21 protein-coding genes, 1 tRNA gene and 1 riboswitch are annotated in these 25,417 nt (G+C 73.0%); of the genes, 7 read left to right on the forward strand and 15 right to left on the reverse strand.

The genetic code is table 11. The features are described from left to right. Positions 1 to 5: 5 nt before the first annotated feature. The 12 genes from rpoB to Q6349_RS01300 all read right to left on the reverse strand — a co-directional run bounded on the left by rpoB (position 6) and on the right by Q6349_RS01300 (position 13,784). Positions 6 to 3,518: a DNA-directed RNA polymerase subunit beta gene (gene rpoB / locus Q6349_RS01245; protein WP_304602520.1), complete on the reverse strand. Its 3,513-nt coding sequence runs from the start codon at positions 3,516 to 3,518 to the stop codon at positions 6 to 8. Between the two features lie 470 nt (positions 3,519 to 3,988). Next, positions 3,989 to 4,378: a 50S ribosomal protein L7/L12 gene (gene rplL / locus Q6349_RS01250; RefSeq protein ID WP_171246417.1), complete on the reverse strand. Its 390-nt coding sequence runs from the start codon at positions 4,376 to 4,378 to the stop codon at positions 3,989 to 3,991. A gap of 81 nt (positions 4,379 to 4,459) precedes the next feature. Then, complete coding sequence (gene rplJ / locus Q6349_RS01255) at positions 4,460 to 4,990, reverse strand: 50S ribosomal protein L10 (RefSeq protein WP_171246418.1); 531 nt, start codon at positions 4,988 to 4,990, stop codon at positions 4,460 to 4,462. A 325-nt stretch (positions 4,991 to 5,315) separates the two neighbouring features. After that, positions 5,316 to 7,862 (reverse strand): CHAT domain-containing protein, encoded by a 2,547-nt coding sequence (locus Q6349_RS01260; protein WP_304602521.1) that lies wholly within the window; start codon positions 7,860 to 7,862, stop codon positions 5,316 to 5,318. A 31-nt stretch (positions 7,863 to 7,893) separates the two neighbouring features. After that, entirely contained in the window at positions 7,894 to 9,666 is a 1,773-nt protein-coding gene (locus Q6349_RS01265; RefSeq protein WP_304602522.1) for a S8 family serine peptidase, read from the reverse strand. Positions 9,667 to 9,721: 55 nt separating this feature from the next. Then, positions 9,722 to 10,219 carry a hypothetical protein gene (locus tag Q6349_RS01270; RefSeq protein ID WP_171246421.1) on the reverse strand — a complete coding sequence of 166 codons (498 nt, stop codon included), beginning with the start codon at positions 10,217 to 10,219 and terminating at the stop codon, positions 9,722 to 9,724. Then, the gene (locus tag Q6349_RS01275) at positions 10,210 to 10,818 is read right to left on the reverse strand and encodes an RNA polymerase sigma factor (protein WP_246246411.1); all 609 of its coding nucleotides are present in this window, start codon (positions 10,816 to 10,818) and stop codon (positions 10,210 to 10,212) included. The genes Q6349_RS01270 and Q6349_RS01275 overlap by 10 nt, the downstream gene beginning before the upstream one ends. 251 nt (positions 10,819 to 11,069) lie before the next feature. After that, a complete protein-coding gene (rplA, locus tag Q6349_RS01280) occupies positions 11,070 to 11,777 on the reverse strand; it encodes a 50S ribosomal protein L1 (RefSeq protein WP_171246423.1) in 708 nt (235 codons plus the stop codon). A gap of 153 nt (positions 11,778 to 11,930) precedes the next feature. Further along, the gene (rplK, locus tag Q6349_RS01285) at positions 11,931 to 12,362 is read right to left on the reverse strand and encodes a 50S ribosomal protein L11 (protein ID WP_304602523.1); all 432 of its coding nucleotides are present in this window, start codon (positions 12,360 to 12,362) and stop codon (positions 11,931 to 11,933) included. 97 nt (positions 12,363 to 12,459) lie between these two features. Further along, positions 12,460 to 13,257 (reverse strand): transcription termination/antitermination protein NusG, encoded by a 798-nt coding sequence (nusG, locus tag Q6349_RS01290; RefSeq protein WP_171246425.1) that lies wholly within the window; start codon positions 13,255 to 13,257, stop codon positions 12,460 to 12,462. Between the two features lie 61 nt (positions 13,258 to 13,318). Further along, complete coding sequence (secE, locus tag Q6349_RS01295; RefSeq protein ID WP_216077399.1) at positions 13,319 to 13,567, reverse strand: preprotein translocase subunit SecE; 249 nt, start codon at positions 13,565 to 13,567, stop codon at positions 13,319 to 13,321. Positions 13,568 to 13,708: 141 nt separating this feature from the next. Then, a tRNA-Trp gene (locus tag Q6349_RS01300) sits at positions 13,709 to 13,784 on the reverse strand. A gap of 187 nt (positions 13,785 to 13,971) precedes the next feature. Between Q6349_RS01300 and Q6349_RS01305 the strand changes: the two genes are divergently transcribed. The 6 genes from Q6349_RS01305 to Q6349_RS01330 all read left to right on the forward strand — a co-directional run bounded on the left by Q6349_RS01305 (position 13,972) and on the right by Q6349_RS01330 (position 19,778). Then, a complete protein-coding gene (locus tag Q6349_RS01305; protein WP_304602525.1) occupies positions 13,972 to 14,877 on the forward strand; it encodes an ABC transporter ATP-binding protein in 906 nt (301 codons plus the stop codon). Further along, positions 14,874 to 15,725: an ABC transporter permease gene (locus Q6349_RS01310; RefSeq protein WP_304602526.1), complete on the forward strand. Its 852-nt coding sequence runs from the start codon at positions 14,874 to 14,876 to the stop codon at positions 15,723 to 15,725. Before Q6349_RS01305 ends, Q6349_RS01310 begins: the two co-directional genes overlap by 4 nt. Then, a complete protein-coding gene (locus tag Q6349_RS01315; protein WP_304602527.1) occupies positions 15,712 to 16,956 on the forward strand; it encodes a sensor histidine kinase in 1,245 nt (414 codons plus the stop codon). Before Q6349_RS01310 ends, Q6349_RS01315 begins: the two co-directional genes overlap by 14 nt. Next, positions 16,953 to 17,579: a response regulator transcription factor gene (locus tag Q6349_RS01320; RefSeq protein WP_304602528.1), complete on the forward strand. Its 627-nt coding sequence runs from the start codon at positions 16,953 to 16,955 to the stop codon at positions 17,577 to 17,579. Before Q6349_RS01315 ends, Q6349_RS01320 begins: the two co-directional genes overlap by 4 nt. Positions 17,580 to 17,599: 20 nt before the next feature. Further along, positions 17,600 to 18,616 (forward strand): adenosine deaminase, encoded by a 1,017-nt coding sequence (locus Q6349_RS01325; protein ID WP_171246427.1) that lies wholly within the window; start codon positions 17,600 to 17,602, stop codon positions 18,614 to 18,616. A 142-nt stretch (positions 18,617 to 18,758) separates the two neighbouring features. Continuing rightward, entirely contained in the window at positions 18,759 to 19,778 is a 1,020-nt protein-coding gene (locus Q6349_RS01330; protein ID WP_304602529.1) for a L,D-transpeptidase family protein, read from the forward strand. Between the two features lie 19 nt (positions 19,779 to 19,797). Here Q6349_RS01330 and Q6349_RS01335 read toward each other — a convergent pair whose 3' ends face one another. Together Q6349_RS01335 and Q6349_RS01340 are read right to left on the reverse strand one after the other, a co-directional pair. Beyond that, a complete protein-coding gene (locus Q6349_RS01335) occupies positions 19,798 to 21,012 on the reverse strand; it encodes a UDP-N-acetylmuramate dehydrogenase (RefSeq protein ID WP_370375351.1) in 1,215 nt (404 codons plus the stop codon). Further along, a complete protein-coding gene (locus tag Q6349_RS01340) occupies positions 21,009 to 22,277 on the reverse strand; it encodes an MFS transporter (protein ID WP_304602530.1) in 1,269 nt (422 codons plus the stop codon). Before Q6349_RS01340 ends, Q6349_RS01335 begins: the two co-directional genes overlap by 4 nt. Positions 22,278 to 22,374: 97 nt before the next feature. Between Q6349_RS01340 and Q6349_RS01345 the strand changes: the two genes are divergently transcribed. Then, positions 22,375 to 23,457, forward strand: coding sequence for a LacI family DNA-binding transcriptional regulator (locus Q6349_RS01345; protein WP_304602531.1), 1,083 nt, complete (start codon positions 22,375 to 22,377; stop codon positions 23,455 to 23,457). Positions 23,458 to 23,472: 15 nt separating this feature from the next. On the opposite strand, the gene thiC is transcribed toward Q6349_RS01345, so the two are convergent. Next, entirely contained in the window at positions 23,473 to 25,221 is a 1,749-nt protein-coding gene (gene thiC / locus Q6349_RS01350; RefSeq protein ID WP_304602532.1) for a phosphomethylpyrimidine synthase ThiC, read from the reverse strand. Then, positions 25,217 to 25,323: riboswitch (TPP riboswitch) on the reverse strand. (Overlaps the previous gene by 5 nt.) Positions 25,324 to 25,417 lie beyond the last annotated feature (94 nt).

Here is a 25,417-nt window from a genome sequence, read left to right on the forward strand (position 1 = left end):
CTGGATCAGATCTCGTCGACGGTGGTCGCCGAGTTCGGGCGGCGGGAGAGGTCGATGCCGAGCTCCTCCGCGGCGCGGTACACCTCGTCGTCGGACTCCTTCATCTCGATCGAGGAGCCGTCGCTGGACAGCACCTCGACGTTCAGGCAGAGCGACTGCATCTCCTTGAGGAGGACCTTGAAGGACTCCGGGATGCCCGAGTCGGGGATGTTCTCGCCCTTGACGATCGCCTCGTAGACCTTGACGCGGCCCGGGATGTCGTCGGACTTGATCGTGAGCAGCTCCTGGAGGGTGTACGCGGCGCCGTACGCCTCGAGCGCCCACACCTCCATCTCGCCGAAGCGCTGACCGCCGAACTGCGCCTTACCACCGAGCGGCTGCTGGGTGATCATCGAGTACGGGCCGGTCGAGCGCGCGTGGATCTTGTCGTCGACCAGGTGGTGGAGCTTCAGGATGTACATGTAGCCCACCGCGACCGGGTCCGGGAACGGCTCGCCGGAACGACCGTCGAACAGCGGCGCCTTGCCGTCCAGGCCGACCATGCGGTCGCCGTCGCGGTTCGGCAGCGTGGTCGAGATCAGCCCGCGGAGCTCGTGCTCCTCGAGACCGTCGAACACCGGCGTCGCCACCGGGCGGCCGGGCTCGGAGGTGCGCGCGTGCTCGGGCAGCTCGTCGCGCCACTCGAGGTCGTCGCCCTCGGCCAGCTCGACGTCCCAGCCACGGCTGGCGACCCAGCCGAGGTGCGTCTCGAGGACCTGGCCGACGTTCATGCGGCCGGGCACACCGAGCGGGTTCAGCACGATGTCCACCGGGGTGCCGTCCGGCAGGAACGGCATGTCCTCCTGCGGCAGGATCTTCGCGATGACGCCCTTGTTGCCGTGACGGCCGGCGAGCTTGTCACCGACGGTGATCTTGCGGCGCTGGGCGATGTAGACCCGCACGAGCTGGTTCACGCCGGCGGGCAGCTCGTCGCCGTCCTCCCGGTTGAACTCGCGCACGCCGATGACCGTGCCGGACTCGCCGTGCGGCACCTTCAGGGAGGTGTCGCGCACCTCGCGCGCCTTCTCGCCGAAGATCGCGCGCAGCAGGCGCTCCTCGGGGGTCAGCTCGGTCTCGCCCTTGGGGGTGACCTTGCCGACCAGCACGTCGCCGGCGCCGACCTCGGCACCGATGCGGATGATGCCGCGCTCGTCGAGGTCGGCCAGGACGTCCTCGGAGACGTTCGGGATGTCCCGGGTGATCTCCTCGGGCCCGAGCTTGGTGTCGCGGGCGTCGACCTCGTGCTCCTCGATGTGGATCGAGGACAGCACGTCGTCCTCCACGAGGCGCTGCGACAGGATGATCGCGTCCTCGTAGTTGTGGCCCTCCCACGACATGAACGCCACGAGCAGGTTGCGGCCGAGCGCGAGGTCGCCCTCGTCGGTGGCCGGGCCGTCGGCCAGCACGGAGCCGACCTCGACCCGCTGGCCGGCGTCGACCAGCACGCGCTGGTTGTAGTTCGTGCCCTGGTTCGAGCGGCGGAACTTGGCCACCCGGTAGGTGGTCGTCGTCGCGTCGTCGTTCTCGACCGTGATGAGGTCCGCCGACACCTGGGTGACGACACCGGGCTTGGTCGCGACGATGACGTCGCCGGCGTCGATCGCGGCGCGACGCTCCATGCCGGTGCCGACCAGCGGCGCCTCGGAGCGCACGAGCGGCACGGCCTGACGCTGCATGTTGGCGCCCATGAGCGCACGGTTGGCGTCGTCGTGCTCGAGGAACGGGATGAGCGCGGTGGCGACCGAGACCATCTGCCGCGGCGAGACGTCCATGTAGTCGACCTCGGACGCCGGGACGTCGTCGGTCTCGCCGCCCTTGGTGCGGACCAGGACGCGGTCGAACGCGAAGGAGCCGTCCTCGTTCAGCGTCGTGTTCGCCTGGGCGATGACGTAGCTGTCCTCGTCGTCCGCGGTGAGGTAGACGACCTCGTCGGTGACCTTGCCGGCCAGGACCTTGCGGTACGGCGTCTCGATGAAGCCGAAGGCGTTGATCCGGCCGAACGAGGCCAGCGAGCCGATCAGACCGATGTTCGGGCCTTCCGGCGTCTCGATCGGGCACATGCGGCCGTAGTGCGACGGGTGGACGTCGCGGACCTCCATGCCGGCGCGGTCACGGGACAGACCGCCCGGACCCAGCGCCGACAGACGCCGCTTGTGCGTCAGACCGGCGAGGGGGTTGTTCTGGTCCATGAACTGCGACAGCTGGGAGGTGCCGAAGAACTCGCGGATCGAGGCCACGACGGGACGGATGTTGATCAGGGTCTGCGGCGTGATCGCCTCGACGTCCTGGGTCGTCATCCGCTCGCGGACCACGCGCTCCATGCGGGACAGGCCCGTGCGGACCTGGTTCTGGATGAGCTCGCCGACCGCGCGGATGCGGCGGTTGCCGAAGTGGTCGATGTCGTCGGTCTCGACGCGCACGTCGTGCGGCTGCCCGTCCCGCGTGCCCGGGATCGAGGTCTTGTCGGCGTGCAGCGCGGCGAGGTACTTGATGGTCGCGACGACGTCGGCCAGGGACAGCGTGCTCTCGTCCAGCTCGGCCGTGACGCCGACCTTCTTGTTCAGCTTGTACCGGCCGACCTTCGCGAGGTCGTAGCGCTTCGGGTTGAAGTAGAAGTTCTCGACCAGCGCACGACCGGCCTCGACCGTCGGCGGCTCACCCGGACGGATCTTGCGGTACAGGTCCACCAGGGCCTCGTCCTGGGTGTGGACGTGGTCCTTCTCCAGGGTGTCGAGGATCGTCGGGAAGTCGCCGAACTCCTCGCGGATCTCGGACTCGGTCATCCCGAGCGCCTTGAGCAGCACGGTCACGGGCTGCTTGCGCTTGCGGTCGACGCGCACGCCGACGGCGTCGCGCTTGTCGATCTCGAACTCGAGCCAGGCACCGCGCGACGGGATGATCTTCGCGGAGAAGACGTCCTTGTCGCTGGTCTTGTCCGGCGTGCGCTCGAAGTAGACGCCCGGCGAGCGGACGAGCTGCGACACCACGACACGCTCGGTGCCGTTGATGACGAAGGTGCCGCGGTCGGTCATGAGCGGGAAGTCACCCATGAACACCGTCTGGCTCTTGATCTCACCCGTCGTGTAGTTGACGAACTCGGCCGTCACGAACAGCGGCGCCGAGTAGGTGAAGTCCTTCTCCTTGCACTCCTCCACCGTGTACTTCGGCGGCTCGAAGCGGTGGTTGGCGAAGGACAGGGACATCGACTGACCGAAGTCCTCGATCGGGGAGATCTCCTCGAAGATCTCCTCCAGACCGGAGGTACCAGGGACGTCGTGGCGTCCGGCCTCGATCGCGGCCTCGACCCGAGCTCGCCAGGACTCGTTGCCCAGCAGCCAGTCGAAGCTGTCGAGCTGGAGGCCGAGCAGGTCCGGCGCCTGAAGGGGCTCGTGGATCCGGCCGAACGAAAGTCGGCGGGAGGCGGTACGGTTCGCGATAGCGTCGGCGGACGGAGCAGAAGGGGTGCGCGAGGCAGCCAAGAGGGGTCCTTCCCTGCAGTTCGATGGCACGCTGTACGCTCAGTCGTGCCGCGGACGTCCGAACCGCGGGCGAGGAGACCGTCCCAGGGGTCACGACAGGTGATTCGGGAGGCGGGGTGTCATCGGCGGGGGGAACGTCTGGGCACAGGCGAGCGCAAAGCGCTAGCGTAGCCGAAACCTTCGGACTTGTCCACCCCGCGCCGGCACGCGAGCAGGACGTCCTCGGGTTCCGTCGGTTCTGAGGACGTTGTCTCGGTGGCCGCCATATGCCGCCCAAGAAACGGTGCCTCATCACGTTACTCCGCCGGGCACGAAGTCGCCAGACCCCTCGGACGAGCCGTGCGTCACACCGGGGTGGCACCGCCGGCCCACCCCGTGCACGACGAAGGCCCGCACCCCCGGGGGGTACGGGCCTTCGTGCGACGTCCGGCGGACCGGATCATCGGTGGGTGCGGCTCATGCCGCGAGCCTCACTTGAGGGAGACGGTGGCGCCGGCGCCCTCGAGCTGCTCCTTGGCCTTCTCGGCGGCGTCCTTGTCGACACCCTCCAGAACCGGCTTCGGCACGCCGTCGACCAGGTCCTTGGCCTCCTTCAGGCCGAGGGACGTGAGCGCGCGCACCTCCTTGATGACCTGGATCTTCTTGTCGCCGGCACCCTCGAGGATGACGTCGAACTCGGACTGCTCCTCCTCGGCGGGGCCCTCGTCGCCACCGGCGGGGGCGCCGGCCACGACCGCGGCGGCCGGAGCGGCAGCGGTGACGTCGAACTTCTCCTCGAAGGCCTTCACGAACTCGGAGAGCTCGATGAGGGTCAGCTCCTCGAAGACGGACAGGAGCTCTTCGGTGCTGAGCTTCGCCATGATGGCGTTCCTTTCATTCAGCGCTTCGCGGGCCGGTCGGCCCACCAGAAGCAGGGGTTATGTTCCAGCGCGTCCGCCTGATCAGGCGGCAGCGCCCGCCGATTCCTGCTTCTGACGCAGGGCATCGATGACTCGGGCGACCTGGGTCGGCTTGGCGTTGAAGGCGTAGGCAGCCTGGCTGATCTTCGCCTTCATCGCGCCGGCCGCCTTGGCCAGCAGAACCTCGCGGGACTCGAGGTCCGCGAGCTTCGTGATCTCCGCAGCGGTCAGGGCGTTCCCCTCGAGGACACCGCCCTTGATGACCAGTGCGGGGTTCGCCTTGGCGAAGTCACGCAGACCCTTCGCGGCCTCGACCGGGTCACCGGTCACGAACGCGATCGCGGAGGGACCCTGGAGGTCGGCGTCGAGACCCTCGACACCGGCTTCCTTGGCCGCGATGCTGGTCAGCGTGTTCTTCACCACGGCGTAGGTTGCGTTGCCGCTGAGCGACCGACGCAGCTCCTGGAGCTGGGCGACGGAGAGCCCGCGGTACTCGGTCAGCACGGCCGCGTTGGAGTCGCGAAGCCTGTTCGCGATCGCTGCGACAGCGGCTGCCTTGTCCGGCCTCGCCATGGCAATCCTTCCGGTGGTGGAGCCACCGGTCACCCCGGAAACGAGAAAGAGCCCCGGCGCAGGCGCACGGGGCTCGGATGCTCACGGCCGGAACCGGGAGATCGTCGTCGTGTCACCTGCGCAGGCCTCCGCACGTTGGCGGGACTTCGGTCTTCGGCGTCTCGGAGCGAGCTCCGGGCAGCCTGGGACGACCGGCGGTCTTGGGTTACCCGAGCACTCTACACGACGCGCCACGAGGCGTCGTCCGTCCCCGACGAGGCGCTGGTCACACCCCGCCGCACCGGCCGGACCCGGTCGGGACGCCCCCCGCGGGCCGGGCGGGGGGTCAGCCCACGTCGAGCGGGCCGAAGCAGACGAGGGGGATCGGCTCCTCCTCGCCGGCCACCGCCGTGGCGAGAGCCGTCGCGGGTGACGCACCGCCGCACAGCTCGCGGTGCAGCACCGGCATGACCCGACGAGCCACGTCGTCCCGCAACGGGGCGACCGAGGCGATGACGGCCCGCGCCCCGAGCCGCAGCAGGACGCTCGTCAGGCCGAGCGGCTCTCCCCCGACGTGGGTGCTGCCGACGCCGACGTCGCAGGACGAGAGCACCACGACCATCCCGCCGAGGTCGGTGCCGTCCAGCTCGTGGGCGAACAGCGGGCCGTCGGCGAGCCGGACGCTCGAGAAGACCGGGTTGTCCTGCTCGTGCGTACCGTGGGTGGCGAGGTGCACGATCGAGGCGTCCGCCATCCCCGCGCGGACGGCGTCGCACGTCGCCTCCGCACCCACCAGCACCGTGGCGTCGTGCCACACGTCCGCCACCGCCCACGCCTCCCGGTCGGCGTCCGCCAGGTCCGGGCCGGCCACGACCAGCGCGGGGCCGGACCGCCGCCCCTGCCGTGCCGGCGCCACCCACGAGTTGACGAGCGTGGCCGCCCCCCGGCGCGACGGCAGGGCACCCCAGGGCAGCGAGGCCAGGCGGTCCCGCGCCGCCACGTACAGCGGCCGACCCGCCAGGTCGAGCTCTCCGAGCAGCGTGCGGTCGAGCCAGTCGAGATCCGTCGCGAGCGAGCCGAGAGCCGCCTCCCGCAAGGGCTCCGGGATCAGCCGGTTCGCGAGGATCCGCTGGTCCGCCTGGACCCGCCGGCACCGCTCGCGTACCTCGTCGACGTCGACGACGTCGTGGAGCGACGTCCCGCTCGCGTCCACCCGGGCCGCGAGCACCCGGCCGCGGTACAGCGCCAGGTCGACGACGGCCCCCTCGGACCCGGCGTCGCGCAGGGCGCCCCGCAACCGGCGCACCGTCGTCGGGAGCGGCACCTCGGCGTCGCCGCTCGCGTGCCACGCGCGGTGGCGGGCACGGTCCTGCAGGCGTCGGGCGTCCCGCAGCAGTCCGGCCTCCTCGTCCGTGTCGTCGGCACCGACGACCCGGGCCCTCTCCAGGAGCCGGCGTGCCTCGACGACGAGGGCCGCGGTCTCCTCGTCGGCCGACGGGCGCACCCGGCCGGCACCCGCGAAGGTCGCCCGGCCCCGTTCCACCGCGTCGAAGACGGCGTCCGCACGCCCGGTGCGCAGGGCCGCCTCGACGTCCACGGCCTGCAGCCGCACACCGTGCGCGGCCGCCGCCGTGACGGCCTCCACCGCCCCGAGCCGGAGCCGCTGGCTGGCGAGCAGCCGCTGGCCACGTCGCACGGCGGCCAGACCGGCGCGGCGGTCGCCCGCGCCGAACGCCTCCCGGGCCCGCACGACCTCGACGCTGACGCGTGTGCCGAGGGGCAGCTCCGCAGCACGGGGCAGTCGTGCCAGCCACGCGTCCGCCTCGGCGGGCCGCCCGGTACGGACCAGCACGTCGGCCGCGATCAGCGCCACGTCGACCCGCGCACGCTCCGTCCCGGGGACCCGGCACGCGGCGTCGTGGAGCTCGACCGCGTCGGCCGCCAGCCGATCGAGGTCCCGGTGCTCCCCTGACTCCAGCAGCAGCCCGTGCCGCGCCTCGAGCACTGCCACGGCGGCCACGATCTCGAGCACCTGGTGCCCGGCCCGGCGTGCTCTCCCCCGCGCATCGCGGGCCAGCTCGAGCGCCTCGTCGTGCCTTCCGAGGCCCACGAGGCAGCGCGACCGCGCGAGCAGGGCGTCGAGCAGGTCCCGGGAGGCACCGTCCACGGTGAGGAGGTCGACGGCGCGCCGCAGCGTGTCCTCCGCGTCGGTGAGGAGCCCCGCCTCGAAGAGCACGACCGCCTTGTCCATGAGACCGACGCCCGCGTGCTCGGGCGGAGCCACCTGTGCCGCGTCGTCCATCGAGCGCAGTGCGGCGGGCAGGTCACCGCGCAGGTACCGGGCGTAGCCCAGGTTGTGCTCGGCCATCGGACGGAACACGGCCTCGGCGGCGTTCGTGGCGAGGTCCCGGCAGCGCTCGAGGTCGGCGACCGCCTCGTCCAACGCGCCGGTCTCGAGGTGGAGCGTGCCCCGGTTGAGCAGCACGGGCACCAGCTCGCGCGGGTCGTCGAGGCCGGCGACGGCGGCGTCGAACTCACGGCGGGCCGCCACGACGTCGCCGGTGCGCAGGAGCAGGAGACCCCGGTTGCCGCGCACCGTCGCCACCATCGCGGTGTCGCCCCCCTGCGACGCGCAGCGCTGCGCCTCGTCCAGGAGCGCCAGCGTCCGGGACGGTTCGGTACCCCGCTCCGTCTCGCACGACGCGAGTCCGATCAGGGCGCGCGCCCGGACCGCGCGGACGTCGTCCGCCCCGGCCCTCGCCGCCCCGAGCCCGTCGAGCCGCTGCAGCGCCGCCCGGTACTGACGGGCCGCCCGGACGAAGCGGCGGCGGCTGCGCGCCTGCTCGCGCGCGGCCTCGACCTCGCTCCGGATCGATGCCAGCTCGCCGTCCACGTCCACATCCCCTGGTTCGAGGGCGGACCGCCTAACGTGCGCCGGCAGGCCCGCCCGTGACCTGCGCGATCGCCCCCCATACATCTTCGCGTCGACGGGCCCGGTCGTCCAGTCGTCTCCCGGCACGCCCCCGGCGACCTCCGGCACCCGATCGGGCGTCGAGCAGATGCTGCGCGATCTCGGCCGCGACCACCGGCGCGGCGAACGAGGTGCCGCTCCAGGAGGCGAACCCGCCGTCGAAACCCTCGGGGTCGATGGTGGCCCGGTGCCCGTCGCCGAGCCGCTCCTTGAGCCGGACGGACGGGGTCAGCGGTCCGTCGAGGGTCGTCGGAACGGTGCTGACGACCGCCGCCCCGGGTCGCATGTGGGTCACCCACTCGCCGTCGTTGCTGAAGAGGGCGGTGGTCCCGTCCGGGTTGAGCGCGCCGACGGCCAGCACCGCCGGCAACGGGGTGCTCCGCCGCTCACGCTCCTCCGGGACGGTGACGGGCGGCTGGGCGCGCCGGTCCCCGGCAGGCGCGAACGCCGCGGGGTACTCGGGACGGGTCGACCCGTCGTTGCCCGAGGCGGCCACGACGGCAGCACCCGACTCTCCGAGGGCGTCGAGGACGCGACGGAGCGGATGGTCGATCTCGAGGTCCTCGGGACGCTCGTGGTAGTAGCCCATGGAGATCACGACGACGTCGACGGGCTCGCCGTCGCCCTCGAGCGCCGCACGCTGGTAGGCCACGAGCCGCTCCAGGGACTCGATGACCTCGGACTCGATGCCCACGCCCGTCCCGCCGACGGCCCGGACCGGCAGGATCCGCGCGTCGGGACAGATCTGGTGGACGATCCCGGCGATGAAGGTGCCGTGCCCCGCGACCGGGTCGAGGGGCCCCGTCAGGGGCGCCGCGGACGTGCCCCCGATCTCGGCGTCGTCCTGCCCCTGGCCGGGCACCGGATAGGTGCCGATCGGTCGACCGTCGGGATGGAGCACGTCGCGCAGGACGACCCCGTTCCCGGTGCTCCCGCCCGGCTGGAGGCTGTAGGTGCCGAACCAGGGGTGGCTCCCCAGGCCGGTGTCGACGACGGCCACCACCGGCCGAGGGGTGCCGTCGGGCATCCGGCGCTCGTCGTCGTGCGGCGTCCGGGCGGGGCGTCCCCCCTGCCAGGCGACCGGCGTGCGGCCGCCCCGGCCCGGCACGGCGTACTCGGCCATGCCGCTGAACGGGTGCGACGTGAAGGGATGGGAGGTGAAGGGGTGCGACGTGAACGGGTGCGACGTGAAGGGATGGGAGGTGAACGGGTGCGACGTGAACGGGTGGGAGGTGAACGGGTGCGACGTGAACGGGTGCGACGTGAAGGGATGGGAGGTGAACGGCTGGGTGGTCATGACGTGGTCGAGGCTGAGCCGCCACGCCGTGGACTCGTCGTCGAGGTCCGCCTCCCGCAGCTCCCAGGCGTCCGGCTGGACGTCCGGCCTCTCGGTGAGCAGGTAGAGGCTCTGCACGGTCTCGTCGGCGCCCTCGCGGACGCCGAGACGGATCCGGCACCCCTGACGACGGGACTCGGCCTCGACACGGGTGGCGGGAGACTCCGCCGGCTCGACCTCGTACAGGGTGATGCCGGGCGCCCCGGGATCGGGGATCCGGCGGCTCCGGGCCCACATCTCCGGCGGGACCTCGCCGTGCACGATCAGCCGGTCGGCGACGTACCAGGTCGACTCCACACCGCCACGCCCCGGTCGGCGGCGGACGGTGCTCGGGTCGAGGTACCTGATCGGCGGGTCGACGGGTGCGGTGGGACCAGGGGTCTCCGTCACGGTGTCCTCCAAGGACGGCGGCGCGCGTCGGTGCGCGCCGGGAGCTGGATGCAGGTCAGAGCTCGATCACCGGTGTCGTCACCGGCGTCTCGCCCTGGTGGACGAGGAGGCTCGCAGGCCCGCGCGGGACGTCGTCGAGGACGAACCGGCCGTCCGCGTCGGACAGCGTGGCGCGGGTGCCGTCGGGCCGGCGCAGCTCGACCTGCAGGACCTCGGCCGGGGCCATCCAGCCGTCGACACGCACGGTCCCGGCAGCCGAACCGACGGAGAGCGCGATCATCACCGTGAGGCGTTCGTGCGTGAAGGTGATCGTGCGGGTCTCCACCGGCGCCTCGCTGCGGACCGAGCCGACGGGGGCCTCGACGACCTGCAGCTCCATGACCTCGGTCTCGAGCCCGGCCAGCGTCATGGCGAAGAGAGCCCGCTCGGCCAGCCCGTCCGGGACGGGGTCGAGGCGGTCGTCCAGCTCCGCGACACGCGCGAGCAGGGCGGCGTCGGACGCGTCCAGCGGTGCGTCGGCACCCGGCACGTCGTCGAACTCGGTCATGTCCATGAGGTCTCCCCTCGTTCGGTCAGGACGGTGCGCAGCTTGGCCAGGCACCGCCCCCGGGTGGCGCCGATGCTCCCGACCGGCATCCCGATCGCGGCGGAGATGGCCTTGTAGTCGGGGCGGTCGGCGAGCGACACGAGGCGCAGCAGCTCCTGGCACCGTGCCGGCAGCTCACGCAGCGCGTCCCACAGGGTCCGGTCACGCTCGTTGCGCAGCAGCTCCGCCTCCGGACCCGGCGCGGCGTCCGGCAGCGTCGTCGTGGTCTCGGCGTCGTCGTCGGGCAGTCCCGTGCGACGCATGTCGTCGGTCCGGTGCTTGCGCACCGACTCCCACGCGGCACGGCGCGCGGTGACGAGGAGCCACTTCAGCGTCGCCTGCGGCTCGCTGATCGAGTCCGCGTGACGCACGAGCGCCGCCCACGTCTGCTGCACCACGTCGTCGGCGGTCTCCCGGGGCACGCCCTGCGAGCGGACGGTGCGCCAGAGGATCGGCGTCGCCTCACGGACGAAGTCGGTCAGGGCGTCGGACCGGCCCTCGCGGTACTCGACCAGCGCCTCGGCGGCGCGGTCCCCCAGGCTGGAGGTCTCGGCAGGACGCGTCATGTCTCCTCGCGGTGTAGGCGTGGTGCTGTCCGGCTCCGGCGGACACCACGAGCCTAGGGCGGCCTCCTGCCGCCCGCGGTCGCCGGTGTCGTGACCCATCCGATTTCACCCCCGCTCGGCGTTCGTCATCAGCAGGGAGGTGGCGTCGAGCCTGGTGATACATCCCGGTCGGAGAAAAGTCCGCCCTGCACGACGAAGGGCCCGGCACCCTCACGAGGAGGATGCCGGGCCCTTCGGACGGTGACCGAGGATCAGGCCTCGGTGAGCTTCGTCGTCTTGGACGGGTCGAGCGGGATGCCCGGACCGAACGTCGTCGACAGCGTCGCCTTGGAGATGTAGCGGCCCTTCGAGGCCGACGGCTTCAGACGCAGGATCTCGTCCAGCGCGGCGCTGTAGTTCTCCACGAGCGCGGTGTCGTCGAAGGAGGCCTTGCCGATGATGAAGTGCAGGTTCGCGTGCTTGTCGACGCGGAACTCGATCTTGCCGCCCTTGATGTCGGACACGGCCTTGGTGACGTCCATGGTCACGGTGCCGGTCTTGGGGTTCGGCATGAGACCACGCGGGCCCAGGACCTTGCCGAGACGACCGACCTTGCCCATGAGGTCGGGGGTCGCGACGGCCGCGTCGAAGTCGGTGTAGCCACCGGCGACCTTGGCGATGAGCTCGTCGCCGCCGACCTCGTCGGCGCCGGCCGCAACGGCCTCCTCGGCCTTGGCCGCGTTCGCGAACACGATCACGCGGGCGGTCTTACCGGTCCCGTGCGGCAGGTTCACGGTGCCGCGGACCAGCTGGTCCGCCTTGCGGGGGTCGACACCCAGCCGCAGGACGACCTCGACGGTCGCGTCCGCGTTCTTCGAGGCGGTCTCCTTGGCGAGCTTCACGGCCTCGAGCGGCGTGTACAGGTTGTCGCGGTCGATCTTCGCCGCGGCGGCGCGGTACGCCTTGCTGCGCTGTGCCATCTGCGTTCTCCTTGCTGCAGTCGTGGTCGTCGGGTCGGCGCGGACCCTCCCACGTGCCCGACGGCGGTCGTCGGGTCTTCGTCGTCCGTCCGGCCCCGCAGGGGGCCGGACGGTGCGTCGCTCGGCGGCTCGTGCGGCCGCCGAGCGACACCGTCACTCCGCGACGGTGATGCCCATGGAGCGGGCGGTGCCGGCGATGATCTTCTTCGCGGCCTCGATGTCGTTCGCGTTGATGTCCGGCATCTTGGTCTCGGCGATCTCGCGGACCTGGTCCTGCGTGAGCTGGGCGACCTTGGCGCTGTGCGGGGTCGACGAACCCTTGGCCACGCCGGCGGCCTTCTTGATGAGCTCCGCGGCGGGCGGCGTCTTCGTGATGAAGGTGAAGGAGCGGTCCTCGTAGACCGTGATCTCCACCGGCACGACGTTGCCGCGCTGCGACTCGGTCGCCGCGTTGTAGGCCTTGCAGAACTCCATGATGTTCACGCCGTGCTGACCCAGCGCGGGGCCGATCGGCGGGGCCGGGTTCGCGGCCCCGGCCTGGATCTGGAGCTTGATGAGGCCGGCGACCTTCTTCTTGGGAGGCATGGTGCATCTACTTTCTGATCGTGGGCCGACGCCGTGGGCGATGACCCGGTTGCAGGGGTTGCCGCTCGGACGGCGCACCGGAGGACCGGTGCGTCGGTCAGAGCTTGGCGACCTGGTTGAACGACAGCTCGACCGGGGTCTCCCGGCCGAAGATGGAGACGAGGACCTTGAGCTTCTGGGCCTCGGCGTTGATCTCGGAGATCGTCGCGGGCAGCGTGTCGAACGGGCCGTCCGTGACGGTGACCGACTCGCCGACCTCGAAGTCGACCTCGATGGCGGGCTGGGCGGCCGCCCCACCGCTCTTCGCGGCGGCCGCGGCGGGCTTCGCCGGCGCCTCCTCGAGCATCGTGGGGGCGAGCATCCCGAAGACCTCGTCGATGGACAGCGGGACGGGCTGGTGGGTGTGGCCCACGAAGCCGGTCACGCCGGGCGTGTGGCGCACGGCGCCCCACGACTCGTCGGTGAGGTCCATCCGCACCAGGACGTACCCGGGGATCCGCACGCGACGGACGGACTTCTTCTGCCCGTTCTTGATCTCGGTCACGTCCTCCATGGGGACCTCGACCTGGAAGATGTAGTCCTCCATGTTCAGGCTCTGGGTGCGGTTCTCCAGATTCACCTTCACACGGTTCTCGTAACCGGCGTACGAGTGGATGACGTACCAGTCGCCGAGCTGCCCGCGCAGCGTGCGGCGCAGCTCCTCGGCCGGGTCCTCGACCTCGTCGGCGCTCGCGTCGTCCGTGCCCTCCTCGGGCTCCGACGTCTCGGTCGCGCCGTCCTCGGCCGGCTCGGTGGTGTCCGCGTCCGCGGGCACGTCGAGGTCAGCCTCGGCGCCGTCGGCGTCGGGCTGGGTGGGGTCGACGTTCTCCGTCTGCTCCAGAGGATCCTGGGACACGAACGAACCTGCTTTCTGGCTTCGGATGGGGTGGTGCGGTCCGGGGCCGGGTGGGACCGGCTCAGCCGTCCCCGAAGAGCCAGAAGGCTCCGAGACCGAGGACGTAGTCGAGCGCGGTCACGAACAGCATCGCGATCGTGACGAACACGATGACGACGATGGTGTAGTTGATCAGCTCCGAACGGGTCGGGGTGACGACCTTCCGGAGCTCACCGACCACCTGGCGGACGAAAAGAGCGATCCGGGCGAAGACGTTGCGACGCTCCTTGCCCGAACCGGCGTCGTGGGTCCTGCTGGCCTCAGCCGGCAACTCGCTCACTTCGACCTACCCCGTTTCGCGATCACACCGCAGCCACGCCGCCTGCCGACGACGCACCCACGGCACAGACTCCTGGCGTTCCGGGTCACGCGTGCGCGTGGCCCCGCTGCGCGGCCCCGCGGGGGATCACGCTGGCAGGGTAGACAGGACTCGAACCTGCAACCTGCGGTTTTGGAGACCGCTGCGCTACCAATTGCGCCACTACCCTTCGTGCTCGACGACGCCCGGTCGGTACCCGCGAGGGCGCGATCCAGCATGGTGATCGTCAACCACCGAGGGACTACTGTACGCGACGCGAGAGGCTGGGTCGAACCACGCCCGTCCACCGATCGGTGGACGCACCGGTCCGCCGACCGGTCGTCCCGCGCCGGGACGTCCGCCAGCAGCCTGGACGGATGACGAGCACCGCATCCTCGACCAGCGCCCGCCGGGCGTCGGAGCCCTCGGCCGGCCCCGCCGTCCTCGCCACCGGTCTGCGCAAACGGTACGGCACGCGACAGGCCCTGGCCGGGGTCGACCTGCACGTCGACCGGGGCGAGCTCGTCGCCCTGCTCGGCCCCAACGGTTCGGGCAAGACCACGACGATCGAGATCCTCGAAGGGTTCCGCACCCCCGACTCCGGGACGGTCCGGGTGCTCGGCGAGGACCCCGCGACGGCCGGACGCCGATGGCGGTCGCGGCTCGGCGTGGTCGGGCAGGACTCGGACGACCGGGCCGAGGTGACGGTCTCGGAGGCCGTACGGGACACCGCACGCTGCTACCCCGACCCGGTCGACCCCGTCGGGGTGATCGACGCCGTGGGCCTCCGTCAGCAGGCCGACGTCAGGGTGCGGCGCCTGTCCGGCGGGCAACGGCGGCGGCTCGACGTCGCCCGCGGGATCGTGGGACGGCCCGAGCTGCTGTTCCTCGACGAGCCGACCACGGGGTGGGACCTCCGGGCACGACACGACTTCCGGGATCTGTGCAGGCGGCTGCGTGCCGCCGGGACCACGATCCTGCTGACCACCCACGACCTGCACGAGGCCGCCGCCCTGGCCGACCGGGTCGTCGTGATGCTCGGCGGGCGGGTCCTCGCGGAGGGGACTCCGGACACGCTGGGCGGCCAGGACGCCAGGACCCCCGTGGTGGGGTGGACGGTCGATGGCGTCGAGCACGGGCGCCGGACACCCGCCCCGACCGCCCTCGTGTCCCGGCTCGCCGCGGCCGTCGGTCACGGCGGGGAGATCCCGGACCTGTGCGTCACGCGTCCCGGCCTCGAGGACGTCTACCTGGCGCTCGTCGGGCCGGAGGACGTCCGATGACCACGACCGGACGGACCGTCGGCAAGCAACCGGTGCCGCCCCTGCCCGGGACCGCACGGCTGGCGCTGGTCCGCGGCGCCGTCGAGCTCCGCCAGTTCTGGCGAGAGCGCGACGCCGTGGTCTTCGTCTTCGCCTACCCCGTGGCGATGCTCGCCGTCTTCTGCACGGTGTTCGAGGGGACGGAGCAGGGCGACAGAGGCGTCGCGGTCGACTACGCGCAGTACTTCCTGCCCGGGATGATCGCCACCGGGATCATGCTGACGAGCTTCCAGGCGCTGGCGACGTCGATCGCCGTCGAGCGTGACGACGGAACGTTGCGCCGGCTCCGCGGAACCCCTCTCCCCGCGGCGTCGTACCTCGGCGGCAAGGTGGTGCTGACCCTGGTGACGTCGACCCTCCAGACCACCCTGCTGCTGGGCGTGGCAGCCGTCGTCCACGACGTGGCGATGCCGTCCGAGGTCTCGCGCTGGGCGACGTTCGCGGTGGTCTACGTGCTGGGGGCGGCGACCGGTGCCGCGTGCGGCGTCGCCTTCGCGTCCCTGCCGCGGTCGGGCCGGTCCGCGAGCACCGTGGTGATACCGGTCGCGGTCGTGCTGCAGCTCGTCTCGGGGGTCTTCCTGCCGTTCTTCGCCCTGCCGGGCTGGATCCAGGCGCTCGCGTCGGTGTTCCCCCTCAAGTGGCTGGCACAGGGCATGCGGGCGGTCTTCCTACCGGACGCCGCAGCCGCGTGGGAGACCGGAGGAAGCTGGCAGGTCGGGACGGTCGCTGCTGTACTGAGCGCATGGCTGGTCCTGTCGGTGGCGGTCGCGGTGCGCACGTTCCGGTGGCGACGCCGTGACGACGGCTGACCCGGCGTCCGGCCGGTCCCTCGAGGGCGCGCGGGTCGCACCCCCGGAGGAGGTCGACGACTGGGAACGCCAGGTGGTCTGGTGGGACGCCGTCTTCGTCGCGCTCGTCGTCCTGACCGCCGTCGCGCTGCCGCTCGGCGGCCAGTCGGGACGTCAGCTGTGGGTGGCCTACGCCGCCATGGCGGTCGTTCTCGTCGCCTACGCGGCCCTCGGGGCGCCGGCCGCCCGCTCGGGCGACCGGGGCCGGTCCGTCGCCTACGTCGTGGTGCTGATCGTCGCCACCACGGTGGCCGTGTCCCAGGGCGGTCTGGCGACGTTCCTGCTCCTCGGGGCGTTCGCCCAGCTCTGGTTGTTCCTCCAGACCCGCCGCGAGGCGGTCCTCGCCTCCGCGGTGCTGACGGTGGCGGCGACCGCCGCCCTCGCCTCCGTGGACGGGTTCTCGGCGGGGAGCCTGCGCTCCACGGCACCGCAGATGGCGATCGCCCTCGGCTTCGCCCTCGCGCTGGGGCTGTGGACCGCGACGTGGATGCGGCGCTCCGAGGAGCGCGCCCGCCTCCTGCGCACGCTGCGGGCGACGCAGGACGAGCTCGCGCGCACCCATCACGCCGCGGGTGTCACCGCGGAACGGGAACGCGTGGCCCGCGAGATCCACGACACGCTCGCCCAGGGGTTCATCAGCGTCGTGACGCAGGCACAGGCCGCCGCAGCCGCGCTCGACCGGGGCGAGGTGGCCGCGGCGCACCGGCGGCTCACCGTCGTGGAGACCACCGCGCGCGACAACCTCGCCGAGGCGCGTGGGCTGGTGGCGGCCTTCTCCCCCGCCCCGCTGCAGGAGGGTTCCCTGGACGAGGCGCTGCGACGTGTGGCCGACCGGTTCGTGGCGGAGACGGGCACGGCCGCACGCGTCGACGTCGGCGACCGGTCCGACGGCGGTGCGGGAGCGAGCCCCACGGCGGACGTCGTGCTGCTGCGGGCCGCCCAGGAGGCGCTCGCGAACGTGCGTCGGCACGCGGGGGCGACCGCCGTGACCCTCCGGCTGTCCCGCCGTGCGGACGGCGTCGAGCTCGAGGTCTGCGACGACGGCCGCGGGCTGCCGGAGCCGGTCGTCGAGGGGTTCGGGCTGGCCGGCATGCGCGAGCGTGCGGCCGCCGCGGGCGGGAGCCTCGAGCTCGGGACCGGCGCCGCCGGCGGGGCGCGCGTGCTGGTCCGGCTCCCCGGGAGTACGGCGTGACCGGGGTCCGGGTGGTCGTCGCCGACGACCACCCGGTGGTGCGCTCGGGGATCCTCGGCATGCTGGCCGGGGTGCCGGGCCTCGAGGTGGTCGGAGAGGCCGCCGACGGCGAGCGGGCCGTCGCGCTCGCCCGGGACCTGTCCCCCGACGTCGTCCTGATGGACCTCAGGATGCCGGTGCTCGACGGCGTCGGCGCCACCGCGCAGATCGCGGGGCCGGGGCCCGGGCGCCCTCGGGTCGTGGTGCTCACCACCTACGACACCGACGGCGACATCCTGCGGGCCGTCGAGGCCGGGGCGACCGGCTACCTCCTCAAGGACGCCACCCGCGCCGAGCTGGTCGCCGGCGTACGAGCCGCCGCACGCGGGGAGACCGTCCTGGCGCCGTCGGTGGCGACCCGGCTGGTGTCCTCCGTGCGCATCGCCGGGGAGCGGCCGACCCCCCGCGAGGCCGAGGTGCTGCGGCTCGTGGAGCGCGGGGCGTCGAACGCCGCGATCGGCCGCGAGCTGTTCATCGCCGAGGCGACCGTCAAGACGCACCTGCTGCGGGCCTTCGCCAAGCTGGGGGTCGACGACCGCACGGCGGCCGTCACCGTGGCACGGCAGCGCGGCTGGCTCGGCTGAGGGGTGCCACACTGTGCAGGGTGCGTGACCTGGCAGACCTCCCCAAGGCCCACCTGCACCTGCACTTCACCGGATCGCTGCGGGTGTCCTCCCTGCGCGACCTCTCGGCCGCCTACGGCGTCCGGCTGCCGTCGGCGCTGACCGACGGGGTCGCGCTGCGTGTCCCGGCGACGGAACGCGGATGGTTCCGGTTCCAGCGCCTGTACGACGCCGCCCGCCACTGCGTGCGGTCCGAGGCCGACATGCGCCGTCTCGTCGACGAGGCCGCCGCCGACGACGCCGCGGAGGGTTCCGGACGCCTGGAGCTGCAGGTCGACCCGACCTCCTACGCGCCCTTCGTGGGCGGCATCACCCCGGCGGTGGAGATCGTCCTGGACGAGGCCAGGGCCGCGAGCGCCCGGCACGGGCTGGAGGTCGCCGTCGTCGTGGCGACCTCCCGGATGAAGCACCCGCTGGACGCCCGGACCCTCGCGCGGCTCGCCGCCCGGTACGCCGGCGAGGGCCCCGGGGAGGTGGTCGGCTTCGGGCTGAGCAACGACGAGCGCCGCGGCGACACCGGCGACTTCGCCCGGGCGTTCGCCATCGCCCGGCGCGCGGGGCTCGCCTCGGTGCCGCACGGCGGCGAGCTGCTCGGTCCGGCGCACGTGCGCGAGGTCGTGGGGGCCCTGGCACCGGACCGTCTCGGGCACGGCGTGCGGTCCATCGAGGACCCGGCGCTCCTGGGCTCGCTCGTGGAGTCGGGGGTGGCCCTGGAGGTCTGCCCGGCGTCCAACGTGTCCCTCGGCGTGTACGAGCACGACGAGGACGTACCCCTGCGCCAGCTCGTGGACGCGGGAGCGCAGGTGGCGCTCGGCGCCGACGACCCGCTGCTGTTCGGATCCCGCCTGCTGGACCAGTACGAGACCGCCCGCACCGTGCACGGGTTCTCCGACCCCGAGCTGGCCGAGCTCGCCCGGTCCTCGATCCGGGCCTCCCGCGCGACGGAGGGCACCAAGAAGCGTCTGCTGGACGGCGTGGACGACTGGCTGACCACCTGAGACGCCCGTCCGCAGGTCACGGGACGGTGTCGATCGGGTGCCGGTCGGTCGCGTCGGCTCGCCGCCCCGCACCGGACGGTGCACGGTAGGAGTCCACGGCCGGTCCCCCACCACCGGCCGCCGGACCGGGAGAGGTGGCGGCATGGTCTCGACGCACGCGGTGCGACGTCGCCGGGGCGCCGTGGCGACGGCGGTCGCCGTGATGCTGCTCCTGCCCGGGTGCGCGACGCTGTCCGAGCTCACGGCGGCGGACCCGCAGCCGGCCTCCTCCCCGTCGGCCGGGGTGCTGCCGTCGCCGATCGACCCCGGACCGTCGCAGCGGCCGGCCGGGTCCGCGCAGGAGGCGGCCCTCCCGACGCCGCCGCCGGACCCGACGCCCTCCGCCCCGCCGCCCCCGACGAGCCCGGCACCGTCCGCACCCGCTCCCTCCGCCACGCCGGAGCAGGAGGTGCCGGACGCGGAGCAGGACGAGCAGCAGGGGACGCCGAAGGAGAAGAAGAAGAAGAAGGAACCCGCGGTCGAGGAGACCCGGGAGACCGAGGAACCGCCCGCGCCGGAGCCGCAGTACCTGGAGGTCGGCTCCAGCGGCCCCGCCGTGCGCGACCTGCAGGAGCGCCTCGTCGAGCTCGGGTACTTCCTCCCGGCCGTCGACGGGGAGTTCGGCCTGCAGACCCAGCAGGCAGTCTGGGCGCTGCAGAAGGCCGGCGGACTGTCACGCGACGCCGTGGTCGGCCCGCGGACGCGGGCGGCGCTCGCCGACGGTGTCCGCCCGGCCCCGGTGTCCTCCGCGGGCAAGGTCGTCGAGATCGACCTGGACCGCCAGCTGCTGCTGGCCGTGCAGGACGGCAAGGTGGTGCGCACGTTCAACGCCTCGTCCGGCAACGGGGAGACGTTCGAGGCGAAGGGGCGCTCGTACCGGGCGCGCACCCCCACCGGCACGTACGCCGTCTACATGGAGCGCGACTACCTGCACGAGTCCACGCTCGAGCTCGGGGCGATGTACCGGCCGAAGTACTTCACCGGGGGCATCGCCGTGCACGGTTCACCCTCGATCCCGCCGTGGCCGGCCTCGCACGGGTGCATCCGGGTGTCGAACTCGGCGATGAACTGGCTGTGGGACGCGTGGGGCGTCCCGCGGGGCACGACCGTCGTCGTGCACTGACCCCCGCGTCCGCAGGAGGTCAGAGGGCGAGGCCGACCAGGACCGGTTCCGGCTCCAGCTCGATCCCGAACTCGTCGCGCACGCCGTCACGCACGGCGCGGGCGAGGGACACGACGTCCTGCGCCGTCGCGCCCCCACGGTTGGTCAGCGCCAGCGTGTGCCGCGTCGACAGCCGCGCCGGGGAGTGCTCGCCGGCCAGCCCGAAGCCCTTGGTGAACCCGGCGTGCTCGATCAGCCACGCCGCCGAGGTCTTGACCCAGCGCGGGTCGATCTCGTCGGCGGCCGTGCCGGGCGTCACGGTGCGCACGGGGAAGCGCGGGGCGTCGGCGGGGAGGTCCTCGGCCGCCGACGCGGGCACGATCGGGTTGGTGAAGAACGACCCGGCCGACCAGCGGTCGTGGTCCGGCGTCGGGGCGCCGCCCACGCCGTCGAGCAGCATGCCCTTGCCGGCGCGCAGCTCGAGGACCGCCTCGCGCACCGCGGTCGACGGCGCGCGCTGCCCGACCTCGACGCCCAGCCGCTTCGCCAGCTCGGCGTACCCGATCGGGGCCGAGAGCGATCCGAGGCGCATCTGCAGCCGGACGTCGAGGACGACGTACCGCGGCGTCGGGTACCAGAGGTCCTCGCCCGGGGCGCGCTCGCCCCGCATGGTGCGCTTGAGCAGGCTCGTGCGGTAGCCGAAGCCCAGCTCGCTGAGGGTCAGGGTGCGCCGCTCCCCCGCGGCGCGGTCCCAGACCCGCACCGCCGCCACGACCCCGGAGACCTCCTGGCCGTAGGCGCCGATGTTCTGCACGGGTGCGGCGCCCAGGGTCCCGGGGATCCCGGACAGAGCCTCGACGCCCACCCACTCGTTGGCGACGGCCTGGGCGACGAAGGTGTCCCAGTCGTGCCCGGCCGGGAGGGTCAGCGTCGCTCCCCCGCACGCACCCTCGTCGACGTCGCAGGAGGCCGACAGGTCCGCGTCCAGCCCCTGGCGGACGTCCCGCACGACGACACCGTCGAACCCCTCGTCCGAGACGAGCAGGTTGGACCCCCCGCCGACGACGAGCAGCGGCGCCTCGGCCTCGTCGGCCGTCCGGACCGCGTCGATGAGCTCGGCCTCGCTGGTGACCTCGACGTACCGGTCCACGGGCCCGCCGACGCGCAGCGTCGTGAGGTCGGACAGGTTGGGGGCGGCGTCCGGGCCGAGGGCGGTGGGGTTCGCGCCGCCAGGGCGCGCGGCGGTCTGGCTCACGGGTCCAGCGTAGACGCGCGCTCGGGGGGTCGTGCCGCACCGGCCGCGAACAGGCCGACCACGACCGGCACCGCCAGCACCAGCAGCGCGAGCCGGTAGCCCGTGTAGTGGGCGAGGAAGCCGATGAGCGCGGGGCCGACGAAGAAGGCGGCGTAGCCGATCGTCGCGACCACGGAGACGCGCAGCGCCGCCCGCGAGGGCTCGTCGGCCGCCGCGGACATGCCCATCGGGAACCCGAGCCCGGTGCCGACGCCCCACAGGAACACGCCGGCGAGCGCGAGCGGCAGGGACGGCAGCAGGGCGAAGAGCGAGACCCCGGCCAGCGCCGCGAGACCGCCGCCGCGCAGCACCGCCACGCGTCCGAAGCGGTCGATGATCTGGGTGCCCACCAGCCGGGTGACGGTCATGGCGACGAGGAACACCGCCAGCGCCAGCGCCCCGACGCCCCCGCCCGTGTCGAACCCGTCGACGGTCGCCAGGCTGACCCAGTCGTTGGCGGCACCCTCGGTGAGGGCGGCCGCGAGCACGACGAGCCCGATGAGCAGGGTGCGCGGCTCGCGCCAGGTCGCGAGGGTGTCCCGGACGGAGTGTCCGCGGGTCGGCTCGACGGCGGTGGCGGGGTCGGCCGCGGCGTCCAGGCCGCCGGGGTCCGTCCCGTCGGCCCCGGGGTCACGGGCCGGCAGGAAGGCACGCACGCACAGCGCCACGGCGACGGCCTGCAGCACGACGACGGTGACCAGGTGCGCGGTGAGGGGGACCCGCGCCCAGGCCGCGAGCGCCCCGGCGCCCGCGCCGGCCACCGTGCCGAAGGAGAAGGCGGCGTGGAACCGGGGCATGATCGCCTTGCCGAGGCGTTGCTCGACGACGGCGCCCTCGAGGTTCATCGCGGCGTCCCACACGCCCATGCCCGTGCCGGCGACGAACAGTCCGACCCGGACCAGCCAGGGCAGCCCCGCGTCGATGGCGAGGGTGGCGAGGGTGAAGCCGACGGCCGACAGCACCGCGAAGCCCAGGACGGTCCGCGCGGCGCCGAGCCGCGAGGTGATCATCCCGGACAGCGGCAGGGCGCAGATCGACCCGAGCGAGGCCGTGAGCAGCAGCACGCCCATCTGGGCCTCGGAGAAGTCGAGCCCGTCCCGGACGGCGGGGATGCGCGAGGCCCAGGTGGCCATACCGAACCCGGCGGCCACGAAGACCCCGTAGACCGCCACGACGGCGGCACGGAGCGGGCGCGGGGCGACACCGGTGGGGACGGAGGTGCTCACCTCTCGACGATCCCCGATGGCACCGGCGCGGTCAAATCGATTCGACATGCGCTCACGGGTAGGCTGGCGCCACTCGTCGGGCCGCAGGAGGAGAGGCATGGGCCGCCGCACACCGAGCAACAGACCGACGCTCGCCCGCGTCGCCGAACGCGCCGGCGTCTCCGTCTCCACCGCCTCCCTCGCCTTCTCCGGGTCGGGGCCGATCACCCCGGAGACCCGGGACAAGGTCTTCGCCGCGGCCACCGACCTCGGCTACACCGGCCCGAACCCCCTGGGCCGCCAGCTGCGCCGCGGGCGGTCCGGCATCATCGGCGTCGTCATCGGCGACCACCCGCGCCGCGCGTTCCGCGACCCGGTGGCGGTGCAGGTGCTCGACGGCCTGGTCGACGCCCTCGGCACCGAGAAGCTCGGCGTCCTGCTCATCCCCGGCGTCGACGGGGGCGAGGACGCCGTCGACCCGTTGATCGAGACCGCGGCGATGGACGTCGCCGTGCTCGTGTGGGGCGTGCTGACCAAGGACCCGACCCTGGCCGCCCTGCAACGCCGCGACGTGCCCGTCGTCGTCGGGGAGGGACGAGCCGTCGAGGGGGCTCCCCTCGTCGCGCTCGAGGACCGGGCCGGCGCCGCCGAAGCGGTGCGCCACCTGGTCGAGCTGGGACACACGCGGATCGCCGAGATCTCCCTGCCGTTCGGGCGCGGGGAACGCTCGGGTCCGGTCGACGCCGACCGGATCGGCCGGGCCGACCGGACCCCGACCGTGCACCGCATGGCCGGGATCCGGGACGTCGTCGAACCCGTCATCACCTGGGAGACGCCGGCCTCCCTGGTGGAGCACGGGCGGGACGCGGCCACCGAGATCCTCGGCACCTGGGTGCCGGCCTCGGAGCGGCCGACCGCGATCGTCGCCCACTCCGACCTGCTGGCCGCGGGTGCCGTCATCGCGGCCCGCGAGCTCGGCCTGCGCATCCCCGAGGACGTCTCCGTCGCCGGGTTCGACGGCCTCGACCTGCCGTGGCTGTCCCCCGACGTGCTGACCAGCGTCCACCAGCCGCTGCGCGAGAAGGGCACCCGGCTCGGCCAGGCCGCGATCGGCCTCCTCGCCGGGGAGGAGCCGACGTCGGTCTCCCTGCCGGTCGGGCTCGTGCCCGGCACGACGACCGGTCCGGCACCCGTCGGCTAGCGCCCCCGCCGCCGGCTAGCGCGGCGGCATCACCGGCGTCGGCAGGTAGACCTCTCCCCCGGCCGCCCGGAACTCGGCCGACTTCGCGGCCATCCCCGCCTCGGCGGCCGCGACCCGCTCCTGCTGCGCGGCGGCGTCGCCGAACTCGTCGCGGATGTCCTGCGAGATCCGCATCGAGCAGAACTTCGGGCCGCACATGGAGCAGAAGTGCGCCGTCTTGGCGGCCTCGGCCGGCAGCGTCTCGTCGTGGTAGGACTCGGCCAGCTCGGGGTCGAGCGACAGGTTGAACTGGTCCCGCCAGCGGAACTCGAACCGCGCCTTGCTCAGGGCGTCGTCACGCGCCGTCGCGCCGGGGTGCCCCTTGGCGACGTCGGCGGCGTGCGCGGCGATCTTGTAGGTGACCACGCCGGTGCGCACGTCGTCCCGGTTCGGCAGGCCGAGGTGCTCCTTGGGCGTGACGTAGCAGAGCATCGCCGTGCCGTAGCGCGCGATCTCCGTCGCGCCGATGGCCGAGGTGATGTGGTCGTAGCCCGGCGCGATGTCGGTGACCAGGGGGCCGAGCGTGTAGAACGGGGCGCCGTCGCACAGCTCCTGCTGCCGCTCGACGTTCTCGCGCACGAGGTGCAGCGGCACGTGCCCCGGCCCCTCGACCATCACCTGCACGTCGTGCTCCCACGCGCGCCTGGTCAGCTCGGCCAGGGTGTCGAGCTCGGCGAACTGGGCGGCGTCGTTCGCGTCCGCGATCGACCCGGGCCGCAGCCCGTCGCCGAGGGAGAACGCGACGTCGTACGCCGCGAAGATCTCGCACAGCTCGTCGAACCGCGTGTACAGGAAGTTCTCCTGATGGTGGGCCAGGCACCAGCCGGCCATGATCGACCCGCCGCGGGAGACGATGCCGGTCACCCGCTGCGCGGTCAGCGGCACGTACCGCAGCAGCACGCCCGCGTGCACCGTCATGTAGTCGACACCCTGCTCGCACTGCTCGACGACGGTGTCGCGGTAGACCTCCCAGGTCAGCCGCGAGGCGTCGCCGTCGACCTTCTCCAGGGCCTGGTAGATCGGCACCGTGCCGATGGGCACCGGGGCGTTGCGCAGCAGCCACTCCCGGGTCGTGTGGATGTCGTCGCCGGTGGACAGGTCCATCACCGTGTCGGCGCCCCACTTCGTGGCCCACTGCAGCTTCTCCACCTCCTCCGCGATCGAGGAGTGCACGGCGGAGTTGCCGATGTTGGCGTTGACCTTCACGGTGAACGCCTTGCCGATGATCATCGGCTCGGACTCGGGGTGGTTGACGTTGTTCGGGATGATCGCCCGCCCGGCGGCCACCTCCGAACGCACGAGCTCGACGTCGACCCCTTCGCGGATCGCGACGAAGCGCATCTCGGGGGTGATCTCGCCACGGCGCGCGTAGGCCATCTGGGTGACCGGGGCGCCGGTGGCGCTGCGGCGGGGCCGGCGGCGCGCCCCCTGCCACTCGGCCGAGGCGGCCCCGCGGCGGGTGGCGCCGCGGCCGTCGTCGGCGAGGTCCCGGTCACGGCCGGTGTACTCCTCGGTGTCGCCGCGCTCGACGATCCACGCCGTGCGCAGCGCGGGGATGCCCCGGGTCGGGTCCCCGCCCGGGCCGTCCGTGCGGTAGACCCGCACCGGGGGGTTCGCCGACCCGTCGGGCGAGTCGGCCAGGGTGATCTCGGTGACCGGGACGGCGATCCCGGACTGGGGGTCGCGCTCGACGGCGAGCGCGCGTGACGGTGCGTCGTTCTGCATGTGTGCTCCTGCTTCCTACGCCGGCATGACCCGGTCAGGTTCGACGGTCCGGACGGCGACAGTCCGATCTCAGCCCTTGCCAGGGCTCCCGTGGGATCACGAGCAACGTAGCACGTCAGCGGCGTGCACTGCTGTGGGCATGGAATCCGGGGGCCCCCCCCCCCGGGGGGGCGCCCCCCCGCCCCCCCCCCCCCCC

This window comes from Isoptericola sp. 178, from assembly GCF_030586525.1.
GTDB lineage: Bacteria > Actinomycetota > Actinomycetes > Actinomycetales > Cellulomonadaceae > Isoptericola > Isoptericola sediminis.